18 protein-coding genes and 1 riboswitch are annotated in these 15,118 nt (G+C 71.5%); of the genes, 9 read left to right on the top strand and 9 right to left on the bottom strand.

Features of this window, described 5'->3' with window-relative positions; all coding sequences use genetic code 11:
- The first annotated feature begins 229 nt into the window (after nucleotides 1–229).
- The 3 genes from ACIP89_RS25610 to ACIP89_RS25600 all read left to right on the top strand — a co-directional run bounded on the left by ACIP89_RS25610 (nucleotide 230) and on the right by ACIP89_RS25600 (nucleotide 4,395).
- Nucleotides 230–2,344, top strand: a complete 2,115-nt coding sequence (locus tag ACIP89_RS25610; protein WP_402116937.1) for a glycoside hydrolase family 6 protein — start codon at nucleotides 230–232, stop codon at nucleotides 2,342–2,344.
- Nucleotides 2,345–2,567: 223 nt separating this feature from the next.
- On the top strand, nucleotides 2,568–3,281 hold the full coding sequence (locus tag ACIP89_RS25605) for a lysophospholipid acyltransferase family protein (protein ID WP_401928722.1): 714 nt from the start codon (nucleotides 2,568–2,570) through the stop codon (nucleotides 3,279–3,281).
- Nucleotides 3,282–3,345: 64 nt separating this feature from the next.
- Nucleotides 3,346–4,395 carry an NAD-dependent epimerase/dehydratase family protein gene (locus tag ACIP89_RS25600; protein ID WP_401930558.1) on the top strand — a complete coding sequence of 350 codons (1,050 nt, stop codon included), beginning with the start codon at nucleotides 3,346–3,348 and terminating at the stop codon, nucleotides 4,393–4,395.
- Between the two features lie 4 nt (nucleotides 4,396–4,399).
- On the opposite strand, the gene ACIP89_RS25595 is transcribed toward ACIP89_RS25600, so the two are convergent.
- The 7 genes from ACIP89_RS25595 to ACIP89_RS25565 form a co-directional block, all read right to left on the bottom strand.
- Complete coding sequence (locus ACIP89_RS25595) at nucleotides 4,400–5,173, bottom strand: urease accessory protein UreD (RefSeq protein ID WP_402116935.1); 774 nt, start codon at nucleotides 5,171–5,173, stop codon at nucleotides 4,400–4,402.
- The gene (gene ureG, locus ACIP89_RS25590) at nucleotides 5,170–5,847 is read right to left on the bottom strand and encodes an urease accessory protein UreG (protein WP_402116933.1); all 678 of its coding nucleotides are present in this window, start codon (nucleotides 5,845–5,847) and stop codon (nucleotides 5,170–5,172) included. The genes ACIP89_RS25595 and ureG overlap by 4 nt, the downstream gene beginning before the upstream one ends.
- 73 nt (nucleotides 5,848–5,920) lie before the next feature.
- Nucleotides 5,921–6,583, bottom strand: a complete 663-nt coding sequence (locus ACIP89_RS25585; RefSeq protein WP_402116931.1) for an urease accessory protein UreF — start codon at nucleotides 6,581–6,583, stop codon at nucleotides 5,921–5,923.
- Nucleotides 6,584–6,642: 59 nt separating this feature from the next.
- Nucleotides 6,643–8,364, bottom strand: a complete 1,722-nt coding sequence (locus ACIP89_RS25580; RefSeq protein WP_401930550.1) for an urease subunit alpha — start codon at nucleotides 8,362–8,364, stop codon at nucleotides 6,643–6,645.
- Nucleotides 8,357–8,668 carry an urease subunit beta gene (locus ACIP89_RS25575; RefSeq protein ID WP_401930743.1) on the bottom strand — a complete coding sequence of 104 codons (312 nt, stop codon included), beginning with the start codon at nucleotides 8,666–8,668 and terminating at the stop codon, nucleotides 8,357–8,359. Before ACIP89_RS25575 ends, ACIP89_RS25580 begins: the two co-directional genes overlap by 8 nt.
- 13 nt (nucleotides 8,669–8,681) lie before the next feature.
- The gene (locus ACIP89_RS25570) at nucleotides 8,682–8,984 is read right to left on the bottom strand and encodes an urease subunit gamma (RefSeq protein WP_402116929.1); all 303 of its coding nucleotides are present in this window, start codon (nucleotides 8,982–8,984) and stop codon (nucleotides 8,682–8,684) included.
- A 350-nt stretch (nucleotides 8,985–9,334) separates the two neighbouring features.
- On the bottom strand, nucleotides 9,335–9,619 hold the full coding sequence (locus tag ACIP89_RS25565; RefSeq protein WP_402116927.1) for a type II toxin-antitoxin system Phd/YefM family antitoxin: 285 nt from the start codon (nucleotides 9,617–9,619) through the stop codon (nucleotides 9,335–9,337).
- Nucleotides 9,620–9,719: 100 nt separating this feature from the next.
- On the opposite strand from ACIP89_RS25565, the gene ACIP89_RS25560 reads away from it, so the two are divergent.
- The 3 genes from ACIP89_RS25560 (at nucleotide 9,720) to ACIP89_RS25550 (ending at nucleotide 11,650) form a co-directional block, all read left to right on the top strand.
- A complete protein-coding gene (locus tag ACIP89_RS25560; RefSeq protein ID WP_402116925.1) occupies nucleotides 9,720–10,355 on the top strand; it encodes an ATP-dependent Clp protease proteolytic subunit in 636 nt (211 codons plus the stop codon).
- Nucleotides 10,356–10,362: 7 nt separating this feature from the next.
- Complete coding sequence (locus tag ACIP89_RS25555; RefSeq protein ID WP_401928706.1) at nucleotides 10,363–10,671, top strand: hypothetical protein; 309 nt, start codon at nucleotides 10,363–10,365, stop codon at nucleotides 10,669–10,671.
- 329 nt (nucleotides 10,672–11,000) lie between these two features.
- Nucleotides 11,001–11,173, top strand: a riboswitch (cyclic di-AMP (ydaO/yuaA leader).
- Between the two features lie 3 nt (nucleotides 11,174–11,176).
- Nucleotides 11,177–11,650: a C40 family peptidase gene (locus ACIP89_RS25550; protein ID WP_401928704.1), complete on the top strand. Its 474-nt coding sequence runs from the start codon at nucleotides 11,177–11,179 to the stop codon at nucleotides 11,648–11,650.
- 34 nt (nucleotides 11,651–11,684) lie between these two features.
- On the opposite strand, the gene ACIP89_RS25545 is transcribed toward ACIP89_RS25550, so the two are convergent.
- Complete coding sequence (locus ACIP89_RS25545; protein WP_402116923.1) at nucleotides 11,685–12,341, bottom strand: LysE family translocator; 657 nt, start codon at nucleotides 12,339–12,341, stop codon at nucleotides 11,685–11,687.
- A gap of 72 nt (nucleotides 12,342–12,413) precedes the next feature.
- On the opposite strand from ACIP89_RS25545, the gene ACIP89_RS25540 reads away from it, so the two are divergent.
- Nucleotides 12,414–13,331 (top strand): LysR family transcriptional regulator, encoded by a 918-nt coding sequence (locus ACIP89_RS25540; protein ID WP_401928700.1) that lies wholly within the window; start codon nucleotides 12,414–12,416, stop codon nucleotides 13,329–13,331.
- An 18-nt stretch (nucleotides 13,332–13,349) separates the two neighbouring features.
- Here the strand turns inward: ACIP89_RS25540 and ACIP89_RS25535 are convergent, their stop codons facing one another.
- A complete protein-coding gene (locus ACIP89_RS25535; RefSeq protein WP_401928699.1) occupies nucleotides 13,350–13,781 on the bottom strand; it encodes an ATP-binding protein in 432 nt (143 codons plus the stop codon).
- A 225-nt stretch (nucleotides 13,782–14,006) separates the two neighbouring features.
- Between ACIP89_RS25535 and ACIP89_RS25530 the strand changes: the two genes are divergently transcribed.
- Both ACIP89_RS25530 and ACIP89_RS25525 read left to right on the top strand, forming a co-directional pair.
- Nucleotides 14,007–14,867 carry a helix-turn-helix domain-containing protein gene (locus ACIP89_RS25530; RefSeq protein WP_402116921.1) on the top strand — a complete coding sequence of 287 codons (861 nt, stop codon included), beginning with the start codon at nucleotides 14,007–14,009 and terminating at the stop codon, nucleotides 14,865–14,867.
- Between the two features lie 25 nt (nucleotides 14,868–14,892).
- Complete coding sequence (locus tag ACIP89_RS25525; RefSeq protein ID WP_401928695.1) at nucleotides 14,893–15,099, top strand: DUF397 domain-containing protein; 207 nt, start codon at nucleotides 14,893–14,895, stop codon at nucleotides 15,097–15,099.
- The last annotated feature ends 19 nt before the right edge of the window (nucleotides 15,100–15,118 follow it).

The following is a 15,118-nucleotide window of genomic DNA, read 5'->3' as shown; positions in this document are numbered from 1 at the left end:
CCGACCGCGGCGGCCACCACACCGCACTCCCGATGGCGGGCCCCATCCGCCCCGCTGAGCCCGCCATCGGGACACCACCACCCGCCTCACCGGAAACACCCCGACCGCCGTCCCCGCCGACGGCGGCCCGAAGGGGGTGCCGGGACCGACCGGTCCCGCCCCCGGCAACACCCCCACGAACCGTCCGCGGGGAGCTTCCGCGGACGTACGAGAGGAGCACGGAGCCGCAATGAGAACCAGAGGCACCATCACGCACCGGCTACGCAGCAGGCTGGCCGCACTCTCCGCCCTGGCCATGGGTGCGGCACTGGCGGTCGCCATTCCCGCCCCCGCCTCGGCGGCGGCGCGGGTCGACAACCCCTATGTGGGCGCCACGGCATACGTGAACCCCGACTGGTCCGCCAAGGCGGCGGCCGAGCCGGGCGGCAGCGCCATCGCCGACGAACCGGGATTCGTCTGGATGGACCGCATCGCGGCCATCGAGGGCTCGGCCGAGGCGATGAGCCTGCGCGAGCACCTCGACACGGCGCTGGACCAGGGCGCCAACCTGTTCCAGGTCGTCATCTACGACCTGCCCGGACGGGACTGCGCCGCGCTGGCGTCCAACGGGGAGCTCGGCCCGACCGAGCTGGGCCGGTACAAGGACGACTACATCGACCCGATCTCCGAGATCCTCGCGGACCCGGCGTACGCGAACCTGCGCATCGTCACGATCATCGAGCCGGACTCGCTGCCCAACCTGGTCACCAACGCGGGCGGTTCGGCCGGCTCGACCGAGGCCTGCGCGACCATGAAGGCGAACGGCAACTACGAGAAGGGTGTCGGGTACGCCCTGCACACCCTCGGTGCCATTCCGAACGTGTACAACTACGTCGACGCGGCACACCACGGCTGGCTGGGCTGGGACTCCAACTTCGTCCCGGCGGCGCAGGAGTTCAAGAAGGCCGCTACGTCGGAAGGGGCCACGGTCTCCGACGTCACGGGCTTCATCGTGAACACGGCGAACTACTCGGCCCTCAAGGAGCCCAACTTCACGGTCGGCGACACGGTCAACGGCACCCAGGTCCGGCAGTCCAAGTGGATCGACTGGAACTACTACGTCGATGAGCTGTCGTTCGCCAAGGCGCTGCGCACCGAGCTGGTGAGCCAGGGCTTCGCCTCGAACATCGGCATGCTGATCGACACCGCCCGCAACGGCTGGGGCGGCAGCCACCGGCCCGCCGGCCCCGGGCCGCAGACCAGCGTGGACGCCTACATCGACGGCGGCCGGATCGACCGGCGCATCCACGCGGGCAACTGGTGCAACCAGAGCGGCGCCGGCATCGGTGAGCGTCCCACCGCCGCACCGGAGCCCGGCATCGACGCCTACGTCTGGGCCAAGCCGCCGGGCGAGTCGGACGGCAACAGCGCCCCCATCGACAACGACGAGGGCAAGGGCTTCGACCGGATGTGCGACCCCACGTACACCGGCAACGGGCGCAACGGCAACAACCTGACCGGCGCACTGCCCAACTCCCCGCTGGCGGGTCACTGGTTCTCCGCGCAGTTCCAGGAGCTCGTCCGCAACGCCTACCCGCCGCTCGACGGCACCCCCGGCGGCGGCACCGACACCCAGGCGCCGACCGCGCCCACCGGCCTGACCGTCACGGCGAAGACCAGCGGCAGCGTCTCGCTGTCCTGGACCGCGTCGACCGATGACACCGGGGTGACCGGTTACGACGTGTTCCGCGGCGGAGTGAAAGTGGGCTCCACCACCACGACCTCGTACACGGACACCGGTCTGACGGCCTCGACCGCCTACAGCTACACGGTCAAGGCCAAGGACGCGGCCGGCAACGTGTCGTCCGCCTCCGGCGCGCTCTCCGCCACCACCTCCGCGGGCGGCGGCACCGGAACGGGCGCACTCAAGGCCCAGTACAAGAACACCGACTCCTCCGCCACCGACAACCAGATCCGGATGGGCCTGCAACTGGTCAACACCGGCAGCACCGCTGTGGACCTGTCCACGGTGAAGGTGCGGTACTGGTTCACCCCCGAGGCCGGGGCCTCCACCTTCGGCACCTCCTGCGACTACGCGGTGATCGGCTGCGGAAACCTGACCCACGGTGTGAAGACCGCCGGTTCGGCGGCCGGTGCCAGCCACTACCTGGAGGTCGGCTTCGGCAGCGGCACGCTCGCCGCGGGCGCCTCCACGGGTGAGATGCAGCTGCGGCTGAACAAGAGCGACTGGTCCAACTTCAACGAGGCGGACGACTACAGCCGTTCGACGACCACGAGCTACGCCGACGCGCCGAAGATCGGCGTGTACGTGACCGGCGCGCTCTCCTGGGGCACCGCGCCCTGACCGTCCCGCCCGCTCCACCCTTCCCGCCCGCTCCACCGCCCCCTGCCGGATGTCCGGCAGGGGGCGGTGTGGTGCCGGGGCGTCCCGGAGCCGGTGCCGACGCACCGGCATCGACTCGCCGGGCGCGGGTAGACGGGACGACGGCTGCACATATGGTGTCCTCTGCCGAGATCTCCGCTGACCTGGCAAAACGCAGCTGTGGAGTCGAACTGGGAGCCGCCCCGTGTTCTATTACCTGCTCAAGTACGTCGTCCTGGGGCCGCTGCTGCGGTTGTTCTTCCGCCCCGTCATCGAAGGAACGGAGCACATTCCGGCGGACGGCGCAGCGATCGTCGCGGGCAATCATCTGTCGTTCTCCGACCACTTCCTGATGCCCGCGATCATCAGACGCCGCATCACCTTCCTCGCGAAGGCCGAGTACTTCACCGGTCCCGGTGTGAAGGGCCGGCTGATCGCCGCCTTCTTCCGCAGCGCCGGCCAGATCCCGGTGGACCGGTCCGGGAAGGAGGCGGGGCAGGCCGCGATCCGCGAGGGCCTCGGGGTGCTGAGCAGGGGTGAGCTGCTGGGCATCTATCCGGAGGGCACCCGTTCGCACGACGGCCGGCTCTACAAGGGCAAGGTCGGGGTGGCGGTGATGGCCATCAGGGGGCAGGTGCCGGTGGTGCCGTGCGCCATGGTCGGCACCTTCGAGATCCAGCCTCCCGGCAAGGTCGTGCCGCGCCTCAAGCAGGTCACCATCCGCTTCGGCGAGCCGCTGGACTTCTCCCGCTACGCCGGGCTGGAGAACGAGAAGGCGGCGATCCGGGCGGTCACCGACGAGATCATGTACGCGATCCTGAGCCTCTCCGGACAGGAGTACGTCGACGAGTACGCGGCCAAGGTGAAGGCCGACGGACCGGCGGAACGCCCGGGAAAGTTCCCGAAACTGCGACGCTGACGGCGGATTCGCGGTGGGTGAACCCCGCAGGTCCGGGCTCCGCGCGCCTCATAGTGTGCTCTGCATGAGCAAGGGACACGCATGGGTGCTGGGAGCGACGGGCCAGATCGGGCGGGCGGCGGTGCGCTCGCTCGCCGAGGACGGGTGGACGGTGACCGCGGCCTCGCGCGGCGGCGGCCGTGACGAGCGCTGGGACGAGGGGGTGCGCACGGTCGCGCTCGACCGCGACGAGGAGGGCGCGCTCGCGACGGCGCTCGGGAACGGCTGTGACGTACTGGTCGACATGGTCGCGTACGGCGGACAGCACGCCCGGCAGCTGACGGACCTCGCGGACCGGATCGGTTCGGCTGTCGTCGTCTCCAGCGGTGCGGTGTACGCGGACGAACACGGCCGCAGTTTCGATACGCAGGGCGAGCCCGACGGATCGCCCCGCTACCCGGTGCCGATCCCGGAGTCGCAGCCGACCGTCGAGCCGGGCGATTCGACGTACGGAACCCGCAAGATCCAGCTGGAGCGGGATCTCCTCGCGGCGGGCGAGGCACTGCCCGTCACGCTGTTGCGGGCGGGTGCGGTGCACGGTCCGTACTGCCGCTCACCGCGCGAGCTCTACTTCGTGAAACGCGCCCTGGACGGCCGCGCCCGGCGCGTGCTGGCGTACGGCGGCAGCTCGCGCTTCCATCCGCTGCACTCCTCCAACGCCGCCGAGCTGATCCGGCTGGCCGCCCTGCGTCCGGGCTCCCGAGTGCTCAACGCCGCCGACCCGCAGGCGCCGACGGTCGCCGAGATCGGTGAGGCGGTCGACGCGGTGCTGGGGCGGGAGACCGAGACCGTGCTGATCGCGGGCGCCGCCCCGCCCGAGGGCGTCGGCCTGTCGCCCTGGGGTGCCCCTCACCCGATCGTGTACGACCTCACGGCCGCCGAACGGGAGCTCGGCTACCGGCCGGTGACGGGATACGCCGAGTCGCTCCCGGAGACCGTCGAGTGGATCACCGCGCGACTGGCGGGGCGCGACTGGACGGACGCCTACCCCGCCATGGCGCGGTCCTACGGGACGGGACTCTTCGACTACGCGGCGGAGGACGCCTGGCTGGAGCGGTACGACCGTACGGGGTGAGCCGTCAGCCGGGCCCGTCGGTCTTCAGCTCCTCCTGCGCGTGGTCCAGCACGGCCCGCAGCTCCTTCGCGTCGGCGGCCACCGCGGTCACCAGCACGGCGGGGCCGGCGAGGCGGGTGAGGACGGCGGTCGGCCCCAGCAGCCGGCTCTCCGGCCCCCGCTCCTCGAACGACGGCTCCACGAAGAGCAGTTGTCCGACGGCGCGGTATCCACCGAGCACGGCCGGACCGTCCCAGCCGCCGGGGGCGCCGGGTCCGTGGGCCGTCTGCTGGTCGAGGAGCGGGCGCCCTCCGCGGCGGACGGTGAGCCGGCTGAAGAGGGTGCCGGTGGTCTCCCCGTGGCGGCCGAGGATCTGTTCCTCACGCAGCACCAGGCGTGCGGTGGGCGCGAGTTCGGCGGTGGTCCTCATGATCAGTTCGCTGCCGTGGGCGGAGATGAGCTGCTCCGGCAGCCAGTCGAGCCGGGCCCCCTCCCCCGCCGTCAGACGTACCTCGTAGTGGGCGGGTCCGCTGTCGGACCCCGGACCGGGCAGCGCGACCGTCGCCGCGGCCGAGTCGACGGTGAGCCGGGCGCCCGGCTCGGCCCGGACCTCGATGGCGAGCCGGTCGCCGCCGAGCGGCCCGCTCATCGCGCCGACGACGGTGACGCGGGCCGATCCGGCCGTCAGGGATCTGGTCCGCCGCGGGGCGAGGGGCCCCTCGCTCTCCAGGACGGGCAGCGAGGTGGCGCCCCGGTCGTCGCGGACGGCGGTGACCCGGGCGGTGGCCCGGACGCTCATGCGTTCCAGGAGGCGAGCCGCCCCCGCACCCAGTCGGCCACCGGCCCGACGCCCTCGCCCGAGGTGAGCGAGGTGAGCAGGACGGGCAGTTCGCCCCGCTGCTCCGCGGCGTCCCTGGCCATCCGGCCGATGTCGGATCCGACGTAGGGGGCCAGGTCGGTCTTGTTGATCACGAGCAGATCGGACGTGGTGACCCCGGGTCCGCCCTTGCGCGGGATGTCGTCGCCGCCCGCCACGTCGATGATGAAGATCTGGGCGTCGACGAGTCCTTTGGAGAAGGTGGCCGTGAGGTTGTCGCCGCCGGATTCGACGAGGATGAGGTCGAGCGGTCCCACCGCGTCCTCCAGGTCCTCGACGGCTTCGAGATTGGCGGATATGTCGTCGCGGATCGCGGTGTGCGGGCAGGCCCCGGTCTCGACGGCCTGGATCCGCTCGGGCGGCAGTACCGCGTTGCGCAGCAGGAACGCGGCGTCCTCGCGCGTGTAGATGTCGTTGGTGACGACCGCGAGGGACAGCTGGTCGCGCAGGGTGCGGCAGAGCGCGGCCACGGTCGCGGTCTTGCCGGAGCCGACGGGTCCGCCGAGCCCGATGCGCAGCGCCCGGCGGCTGCCGTCGGGGCGTGCGGCGTCGGCGCCGACGGCAGCCGGGCCGGGATGGGAGTGGTCGAGGTGCATGTGCGGCTCCTGTGCTGTTTCGGGGCGACGAGCGGGTCTGCGGGGCTGGTCTGCGGGCCGGTCACGGGCGGGGTTACGAGGCGAACAGCCGGACCGGCCGGGCCGCGTGGGCCTCGGCGGCGATGTCGAGCAGCGGGGCGGAGGCGGCGGGCAGCTCGTCGATGCTCCCGCCGGCGGCGGCCGCCGCCAGCCCTGCCACGTGGTCGAGTTCGGGAGCGAGCCGGGCGAGGACGGCGGTGGCGTCGAACGGGTTGAGGGAGAGCAGCCTGACCACCGCCGTGGCCGGTCCGCTGACCGCTTCGTAGGCGGCGCAGTACGCGGCGTCCTCGGGACCGAGCCCGGCCGCGCGGGCGGTGAGACCCAGCACGACGGGCTGATGGACGCCACGCGGCCGGGCCCGCGCGAGCGCGTCGAGTTCCCCGCTGGGCCAGGTCGCACGGGCCGCCCGCATCAGTTGGCGGCCGAGCCTGCGGGCGACGGCGCGCAGCGCGGGCGAGGGGGTGCGGGCGTCGGCGGCCTCGTCGAGGGCGAGCGGGTCGCGCCCGTGGGCCGCCGCCGCGGCGAGCGCGGCGGCGGTCAGACCGGTGGTGTGGAGGCGGCCCCGGCAGAACGCGGCGAGGTCGTCCGCGTCGCGGACGCGCCCTGCCTCGACGGCGGGTTCGGCGCCGCCGGAGTGGGCGTGGCCACCGGCGGGGAACCGGCCGTCGGCCAGGACGAGCAGGGCTGCTCGGTTCATCAGGGGACCGCTCTCAGAAGGGCCGGAAGGGAGCAGAAGGGGCAGCGGATTCAGAGGAATCAGAAGAGGAAGTAGCGCTGGGCCATGGGGAGTTCGGCGGCGGGCGCCGGTTCGACCGGTTCACCGTCGATGGTGACGGCGAAGCTGTCGGGGTCGACGTCGACCCGTGGCAGCGCGTCGTTCTCCCGCATGTCGGCCTTGCCGACCCCCCGGGTGCTGGTGATCGGGACGAAGCGCTTCCCGAGCGCGAGCCGCTCCGGCAGCCCGTCCTCGATCGCCGCCCGCGCCACGAAGTTGAAGGAGTTGGCGGCCGGGGCCCGGCCGACGGCGCCGAACATCGGCCGGGGCAGGACGGGCTGCGGGGTGGGGATGGAGGCGTTGGCGTCCCCCATCTGCGCGTACGCGATCTGGCCGCCCTTGATGACGGTCTGCGGTTTCACTCCGAAGAACGCCGGTTCCCACAGGACCAGATCGGCGAGTTTGCCGCTCTCGACGGAGCCGATCTCCTGGTCGAGGCCCTGGGCGACCGCCGGATTGATGGTGTATTTGGCGACATAGCGACGGACTCGGTGGTTGTCGGCGCGCCCGTCGCCGGGCAGTGCGCCGCGGCGCCTCTTCATCACGTGCGCGGTCTGCCAGGTGCGCAGGACGACCTCGCCGATGCGGCCCATGGCCTGGGAGTCGGAGGAGATGATCGAGATGGCGCCGAGGTCGTGGAGGATGTCCTCCGCCGCGATGGTGGAGGGTCTGATCCGTGATTCCGCGAAGGCCAGGTCCTCCGGGACGGTGGGGTTCAGGTGGTGGCAGACCATCAGCATGTCGAGGTGTTCGTCGATGGTGTTGACGGTGTGCGGCCGGGTCGGGTTGGTGGAGCTGGGCAGGACGTACGGCTCCGAGACGACGCTGATGATGTCGGGTGCGTGCCCGCCGCCCGCCCCCTCGGTGTGGTACGCGTGGATGGAGCGCCCGGCGATGGCGGCCAGGGTGTCGGCGACGAACCCGGCCTCGTTGAGCGTGTCCGTGTGGATGGCCAGCTGGGCGCCGGTCTCCTCGCAGACGCCCAGGCAGGCGTCGATGACGGCGGGTGTCGCCCCCCAGTCCTCGTGGATCTTGAACCCGAGCGCCCCCGCGCGCAGCTGGGAGTGCATGGCGTCGCGGGACATCGTGTTGCCCTTGCCGAGCAGGCCGATGTTGACGGGGTAGGCCTCCAGCGCCGCGAACATCCGGGCGAGGTGCCAGGGGCCCGGGGTGATGGTGGTGGCCTTGCTGCCCTCGGCCGGTCCGGTGCCGCCGCCGACGAGCGTGGTGATGCCGCTGGAGAGCGCCTGGTCGATGAGGGTCGGCGAGATGAAGTGCACATGCGCGTCGATGGCGCCCGCGGTGATGAACTTCCCGTTGCCCGCGATGATCTCGGTCTCCGGGCCGATGACCAGTTCGGGATGGACACCGTCCATGGTGTCGGGGTTTCCGGCCTTCCCGATCCCGGTGATCCGGCCGTCGCGGATGCCGATGTCCGCCTTGACGATGCCCCAGTGGTCGATGATGACGGCCCCGGTGACGACCGTGTCGGGGGCGCCCTCGGCGCGGGTGGTGCGCGCCTGCCCCATGGACTCGCGGATCACCTTGCCGCCGCCGAACACCGCCTCGTCGCCCGCGAGTCCGGGCCCGCCGCAGCGGTCCTCCTCGATCTCCACGAGCAGATCGGTGTCGGCGAGGCGGATCCGGTCGCCGGTGGTGGGACCGAACAGGTCCGCGTACACGGCGCGATGGAGTTCAGCCATCGAGAGCACCTCCGGTCTCGCCGCGCAGGCCGGGGACGACGCGCCGTCCGGCCAGGGGCACGAGTTCGATGTCGACGGGTATACCGGGCTCGAAGCGGACAGCGGTTCCGGCGGCGATGTTCAGCCGCAGGCCGCGGGCTGCCGTCCGGTCGAACTCCAGACCGGGGTTGGCCTCGGCGAAGTGGTAGTGCGAGCCGACCTGGACCGGCCGGTCGGCGGCGTTGAGGACAGTGAGACGGGTGACGGTGCGGCCCGCGTTGAGCGGCACCGGCCCGTCCGCGTACAGGATCTCGCCAGGGATCATCGGCGGCGGCCCGTCAGACGATCGGGTCATGGACGGTGACGAGTTTGGTGCCGTCCGGGAAGGTCGCCTCGACCTGCACGTCGTGGATCATCTCGGCTATGCCGTCCATCACGTCGTCGCGGCTGAGCACCTTGCGCCCGGACGCCATCAGCTCGGTGACCGTACGGCCGTCGCGGGCGCCCTCCATCAGATGGGCGGTGATGAGGGCCACCGCCTCGGGGTGGTTGAGCCGCAGTCCGCGGGCGCGGCGCTTCTCCGCCACCTCCGCGGCTACGTGAATGAGCAGACGTTCCTGCTCGTGCGGGGTCAGTTGCACGTGTCCACCTCACAGTCGTCCGCCCAGTACCGGCCCTGGGCGCAGCGCGACACTAGCCCCCTTCAACAGACTGTTGAATACAGAACTGGTGTCATGCGGCGAGGTATTGCACGTTAGAGCCGAAGTTTTTCCGGCGCGTTAACTGATCTTTTGCACATCCATGGACATGAGCTCCCACGGGCCGTCCTCCACGCTCCCGGCCCGGCGCCACCGGACATCGCCGTCCGCATGACGAATCGTCCCGAGCCTGCGGCCCCGATGGGCACATCGCGCCGGCCGTCCGGGGGCGTGCCGGACGGTGCGATGCCGTGCGCCCCTGCCCTCCACGGGCGGGGTGCACGGCATTTCCGTCAGCTCCCGGGGTCGTGCCGCCCTCGGTGTTCCGCCGCGATCCCGAAGCGGTTCCGTTCGCCGGGAGCGGAAGAGGAGGAGTGGATCGAGGAGACCGAACTGATCACCTGCTCCTGCTCAGCCGTCTCCTCTCCCTCAAGTCTCTCCAGGTCAGCGGCTGACACCAGGGCCACGAGCGGCTTGCCGTGCCGCGTCACGACCACTCGCTCACCGCCGTAGACGACGCGGTTGATCAGCTCGGCGAGCTCAGCTCGGGCTTGCGTCACCGGAATCTCGTAGGCCATGCTCCACATCGTAACTTCTGTACGTCCTGTACATTTTTTACGGAAGCGTGCGCGCGCCCCCACACGGGCCCCCGCGCGCCCGGAGGAGAGGTCCCGCGCCATGCACCGCCCCGCCGCCCGATACGTACTGCCCGAGTTCACCGAGCGCACGTCCCAGGGGACGCGCACGCTCGATCCGTACTCCAAGCTGCTGGCCGAGCGCGTCGTCTTCCTCGGCACCCCGGTCGACGACATCGCGGCGAACGACCTGGTCGCACAGTTCATGTACCTGGAGCACGACGCACCCGACCGGCCCATCCAGCTCTACATCAACTCACCCGGCGGCTCGTTCGGAGCCATGACGGCGGTGTACGACACGATGACCTACCTCACCTGCGAGGTGGAGACGTTCTGCCTCGGCCAGGCCGGCGCGGGCGCGGCCGTCCTGCTGGCCGCGGGGGCCCCCGGCCGGCGGCACGCGCTGCCCGGCGCGCGGGTCGTGATGCAGCAGCCCGAGCTCTCCGAGCCGGTGCAGGGACAGCCGTCCGACCTGGAGATCGAGGCCCGGGAACTGGCCAGGATGCGCGAGACGCTGACGGGCATGCTGGCCCGCCACACCGGCCGCTCCGCCGAGCGGATCAGCGCCGACACCGAGCGCGACCTCATCCTCGACGCCGAGGGCGCCAGGGCCTACGGGCTGATCGACCACATCGTGCAGAACCGCGGGCCCGCACCGCTGCCGCCCGCCCTGGGGTGAACCCCTGATGCAGCCGCCCGAGCTCCCGCCGCTGCCCGCCCTGACCCGCGCGGAGGGCGAGTTCATCGACCGCTACCTGGAGGTCGTCGACCAACTGGGCCGGATCAACCCGGCCCGCGCCGACGACACCTACGGGGCCCTGCGCGCCGCGCAGGCGCTCGCCTCGCACGCCGCGGCACTGCGGGACGCGCTCGCGTTGATGCACGAGCGGGGTGAAAGGCGGATCCACTCCGCCACGTTGACGCGGGCGCTACGGGTGCTGGACGGGGAGCGCCGCGCCGGGCGGCTCACCGTGCCACCCGCCCCGCCGAGTTGATCAACTCCCTTGCGCCGACACGCCCGACGGGCGGACCAATTTATCTCGCTCGTTCGGCGTAGGTGTTACCTCTCAGGAGGGACAGCTCAACTTGCGCTTTCGAGGTGTGTCATGGGTGAAATCTCCCGTTCCGCCCCTGGTGCCGCACCTTACGGAGAGGTGCGGCACCTCCCCGTATGGCCCCCTGTCCACCCGAACGGGTCAGTGGTGATGAGCCTCACATATCACTGTTTCGCCTCGGAAATCCGGCGTTCGGTGAGTCAAGATCCCTGGGACGACAAGCCCCCGCCACCGCGGCGGGGCGGTCCGGGCGGACGCCGAGTCCTGCCGCTGCCCGGATGCCTGGTCGACAGGAGTGGATCGGCAGGAGTGGAGGACCCGAGCACAACGGGCCGACCGGGGATCCGGTCGTCCCTCGGGGTGAAGCCGCCACGTGCGGCCGGGCGACTTCGCCAGCCCGAACCCGACAGGTCATCCTTCACAGGCGGCTGACGAAGGGTTGCGCATGACTGCGCAGGTTCATGTCCCGTCTCTCCTCACCCGGGCCACGACGGCCTCGGCTCTGACTCTCGCCGCCGTCGGCGGCACGCTGTTCGTCCCCGGCGCCGTGACCGACGCCCAGGCAGCGACGCATTCGATGAAGGCGCTCACCATCGCCGCGTCGAAGAAGGGATCGCCGTACCGGTGGGGCGCCACCGGCCCCAGCCGTTTCGACTGTTCGGGTCTGACGCTCTATTCGTTCAAGAAGGCGGGCAAGAAGCTCCCGCGCACGGCCCAGCAGCAGTACAACAAGACCCGTCACATCTCGGCCTCGAAGCGGCAGCGCGGTGATCTGGTCTTCTTCCACTCCGGCCGCAGCATCTTCCACGTGGGCATCTACGCGGGCAGCGGCAAGATCTGGCACTCACCGAAGACCGGTGCCGTGGTGCGGCTGGAGAGGATCTGGACGAAGAGCGTCTACTACGGCCGGGTCAACTGACACCACCGCCCGCCGCCGGGGCGCGCACCCGGCGTCAGTGCGGCAGGGTGCCCGCCACCAGCACAGCTCCCAGCACGGTGAGTGCCGCGCCGCTGCCGCCCTCGATCGCGCGGGCGGTGCGCGGCCGGCGCAGCCACCGGCCCAGCCGGTCCACCAGGAGCGCCACGGCCGGGAACCAGATCAGCGCGAGCAGGACGACGATCGCGGCGAGCAGCAGCGTCCGGGGCAGCGGGGCGGCCCCGGACGGGACGAACTGCGGAAGCAGGCTCAGGAAGAGCACCGGCGCCTTGGGGTTCAGCGCGTTGGTCAGGAAGCCCTGGCGCAGTGCGCGCCGGGTCCCGTCCGTGGCGTGCGCGCCACCGTCCTGGCCTGCCGCGGCTTCGCCGGCCCCCGTGGCCTGCCCAGGGCGGCGCCGGGCCGCACGCAGGGCGCTGATGCCCAGGTAGAGGACGTACGCCCCGCCCAGGAGCTGGACCGTGCGGAACAGCACCGGCACCGCCACCAGCACGGCGGCCAGCCCGGCGACGGCGAGCGCGGTGTGGACGAGCAGGCCCCCGGCCACGCCCAGCGCCGTCGCCACCCCCGCGGAGCGCGAGGCGAGAGCGTTGCGTACGACGACGGCGAAATCCGCTCCGGGCAGCGCGACCATCACGGCGGCGACTCCGAGGAAGGCAGTCAGTTGGGCATCCATGGCTCCACCCTGGACCCGAACAGCCTTTAGCATGTACTTGCAATCTTGTGGGTCTGCCAAAAGGAATGCTTAATGTACGACCCGACGCGGCTGGCGGCGCTGGTGGCGGTCGCGGAGGCCGGTTCGATCACCCGGGCCGCCGCCCGGCTGGGCTATACCGCTCCCGCGCTCTCCCAGCAGCTCGCCAAGCTGGAGCGGGAGGCCGGCGCCGCGCTGCTGGTCCGGCACCACCGGGGTGCCCGGCTCACCGCCGCGGGTGAGCTGCTCGCGGGCCGGGCCCGGCGGGTCCTGGACGAGATGGACCAGGCGCGCCACGAGCTGGCCCGGCTGGCCGGGCTCTCCGGCGGGCGGTTGCGGGTCGGCACCTTCACCACGGCCGGCGTCCATCTGCTGCCTCCGGTGCTGAGCGCCTTCCGCCGAGCACACCCGGATGTGGAGCTGCTCGTCACGGAGTTCGAGCCGCCCGGCGGGGTGGCGGCCGTGGCGTCGGGTGAGGTCGACCTCGCGCTGACGCACGCCTACGAACCGGCCGCCGCGGAGTCGCTCCCCTCGGGCGTCAGCGCCGAGCCCCTGCTCGTCGAGGAGCTGGTACTGATCACCGCGGTCGGCCAGGTGCTGGCCGACGGCAGCGGACGGCTGCCGGTGACGGACCTCGCGGGCCGCCCGCTGATCAGCAGCGCGCCCGCCCATCCGCCGCGGCGCGGGGTGGAGAGCGCGCTGGCCGAGGCGGGGGCGCTGCCCGCGGTGGTCTGCGAGTCGCCCGGATACGCGCTGGTGTGCGCGCTCGTCAGCGCGGGCATCGGGATCGCGGTGGTGCCCGAGATGGTCGCCGCGATGTCACCGACGCCGCTCTCGGTGCGGAGGCTGGCGCCGGCCGCGTTCCGGCGGACCATCTCCGTGGTGCACCGCGGTGACCGGTCGAGCGCCGCGGCGGCGACCCTGCGGGCCCTGTTGCGCAGCGGATTCAGCCGCTCCGCCGCGCCCCAGTGACCACCGGGCCGGGTGCGGTCAGCCCTGGACGGGGACGTTCCAGGGGAGTGCGATCCAGACGGTCTTGCCGCCCTCGGCGGTGGGTGTGACGGTCAGCCGGCCTCCGTACTCCTTGGCCAGCGAGCGGATGATCACCATGCCGCGCCCGTTGTCCTGCTGGACGGCGGCGGGCAGCCGTCGGGGCCAGCGCGGGTGACTGTCCGTCACCCCGAGGTACAGCTGTTCCTCGCGCTCCAGGCGGAGGTCCACGGTGAAGGTGGGCGACTGGCCGAACGTGTGCTGGACGGCGTTGGTGGCGAGCTCGGAGACGATGAGCCGGACGGTGTCGGCGGCATCGCTCCCCTCCGACAGCCCCCATTCGGCCAATACCCGGGCCACGTACCTACGGGCCGCGGAGACCGAAACCGGCTCGCTCGGCAGCGTGACACTCGCCTCTTGTTGGTCCGCCATGACCGGCCGCCCCTTTCCCGCCCGAAACCGACCCGCGACCGGTCCGCGCTGTGCTGTGCTTCGCGCCAGATTGCCATTGATGCTGCCCTCTGTGACGGCGATCCACCAAGATATGCATATATCTGTCGCTCAAAGCGGTGAACTCTTCGCTGGATACCGTGCGGGAGCGGCACACTGTCCGCTCGGCACGGAGTGGCCGGCCGGGACTGGGAGGGGAGCCACCACATGCAGCACGGCCCCGCGGTGCGACGCCGCAAGCTCGGGGAGGAGTTACGGAGTCTGCGCCACACATCCGGCCTCACCAGCCGGGAGGCCGCTCAACTGCTCGGCTGGCACCAGTCGAAGGTGAGCCGGATCGAGACGGGCGTCAGCGGGGTGCGGCCGGCGGACGTCACCCGGCTGCTGGACGCCTACACCGTGGACGACCCGCAGTTGCGGGAGGTCCTGGAGACACTCGCGGGCTCCGCGGGCGGTGGCGGCGCGGGCTGGTGGCATGCCTATCGCGGGCTCATTCCGCCCCAGTACCGCGACTTCATCAGTCTGGAGTCACAGGCGCGCACCGCCCGCACCCTGGAAACCTCGGTGGTTCCGGGCCTGTTGCAGACAGCGGACTACGCACGCGCGGTGACCCGGGCCTCGCTCGACGGCCTGCCGGCCGGCCAGTTGGACTCGCTGGTCGAGGTGCGGCTCGCCCGGCAGGGGGTGCTCAGGAGCGATCCGCCGCTGAGGCTGAGCGCGGTGCTCGACGAGGCGGTGCTGAGACGCGCGGTGGGCGGCGGGCGGGTCATGCGGGAGCAGCTCCGCCATCTCATCCGGCTGGCCCGGCTTCCGCATGTGAACCTCCAGTTGCTGCCGTTCTCGGTCGGCGGCTATGTCGGCCTCACCGGACCTTTCGTAATCTTCTCGTTTCCGAGCACTTCTGATCTGGATGTGGTCGTTCTTGACCACTTGACGAGTAGCCTCTATCTGGAGCGGAAAGAAGACCTTGAGGCGTACAGCTCGGCCTTCCGCGCTCTGCAGGCGCACGCGCTGTCGCCGGAGCACTCGTTGGACCTGATCGCCACGATCGACCGCGGCGGTCAGTAACTACGGACTGCCCGAGGGGGGCGTCATGTCGGATTGCCTCGCACAGCACGCGTTACGTTGGCGGCGCAGCAGCCGCAGCACGGGAATGAACAACTGCGTGGAAGCCGCGCCGTTCGGCGGCAGACGGCTGGCCGTGCGCGACTCCAAGGATGTGTCCAGGCCGCCGCTGCAGTTCTCGGCCGCGGCCTGGACCTCCTTCGTCGCCGGCCTGAGCCTCGGCCCGGTCCGCTGACGCGACGCGGCGGACCGGT

This window comes from Streptomyces sp. NPDC088730 (assembly GCF_044751215.1).
In the GTDB taxonomy this organism is placed as follows: Bacteria; Actinomycetota; Actinomycetes; order Streptomycetales; family Streptomycetaceae; genus Streptomyces.
The sequence above is the reverse complement of the archived record's forward strand: the minus strand, read 5'-3'. Positions and strand labels throughout refer to the sequence as shown.

Excerpts from the sequence above, each read along its gene's own strand:
- ACIP89_RS25610 (WP_402116937.1), top strand. The coding sequence starts at position 230 with ATGAGAACCAGAGGCACCATCACGCACCGGCTACGCAGCAGGCTGGCC.
- ACIP89_RS25600 (WP_401930558.1), top strand. The coding sequence starts at position 3,346 with ATGAGCAAGGGACACGCATGGGTGCTGGGAGCGACGGGCCAGATCGGG.
- ACIP89_RS25595 (WP_402116935.1), bottom strand. The coding sequence starts at position 5,173 with ATGAGCGTCCGGGCCACCGCCCGGGTCACCGCCGTCCGCGACGACCGG.
- ureG (WP_402116933.1), bottom strand. The coding sequence starts at position 5,847 with ATGCACCTCGACCACTCCCATCCCGGCCCGGCTGCCGTCGGCGCCGAC.
- ACIP89_RS25585 (WP_402116931.1), bottom strand. The coding sequence starts at position 6,583 with ATGAACCGAGCAGCCCTGCTCGTCCTGGCCGACGGCCGGTTCCCCGCC.
- ACIP89_RS25580 (WP_401930550.1), bottom strand. The coding sequence starts at position 8,364 with ATGGCTGAACTCCATCGCGCCGTGTACGCGGACCTGTTCGGTCCCACC.
- ACIP89_RS25575 (WP_401930743.1), bottom strand. The coding sequence starts at position 8,668 with ATGATCCCTGGCGAGATCCTGTACGCGGACGGGCCGGTGCCGCTCAAC.
- ACIP89_RS25565 (WP_402116927.1), bottom strand. The coding sequence starts at position 9,619 with ATGGCCTACGAGATTCCGGTGACGCAAGCCCGAGCTGAGCTCGCCGAG.
- ACIP89_RS25560 (WP_402116925.1), top strand. The coding sequence starts at position 9,720 with ATGCACCGCCCCGCCGCCCGATACGTACTGCCCGAGTTCACCGAGCGC.
- ACIP89_RS25555 (WP_401928706.1), top strand. The coding sequence starts at position 10,363 with ATGCAGCCGCCCGAGCTCCCGCCGCTGCCCGCCCTGACCCGCGCGGAG.
- ACIP89_RS25550 (WP_401928704.1), top strand. The coding sequence starts at position 11,177 with ATGACTGCGCAGGTTCATGTCCCGTCTCTCCTCACCCGGGCCACGACG.
- ACIP89_RS25545 (WP_402116923.1), bottom strand. The coding sequence starts at position 12,341 with ATGGATGCCCAACTGACTGCCTTCCTCGGAGTCGCCGCCGTGATGGTC.
- ACIP89_RS25540 (WP_401928700.1), top strand. The coding sequence starts at position 12,414 with ATGTACGACCCGACGCGGCTGGCGGCGCTGGTGGCGGTCGCGGAGGCC.
- ACIP89_RS25535 (WP_401928699.1), bottom strand. The coding sequence starts at position 13,781 with ATGGCGGACCAACAAGAGGCGAGTGTCACGCTGCCGAGCGAGCCGGTT.
- ACIP89_RS25530 (WP_402116921.1), top strand. The coding sequence starts at position 14,007 with ATGCAGCACGGCCCCGCGGTGCGACGCCGCAAGCTCGGGGAGGAGTTA.
- ACIP89_RS25525 (WP_401928695.1), top strand. The coding sequence starts at position 14,893 with ATGTCGGATTGCCTCGCACAGCACGCGTTACGTTGGCGGCGCAGCAGC.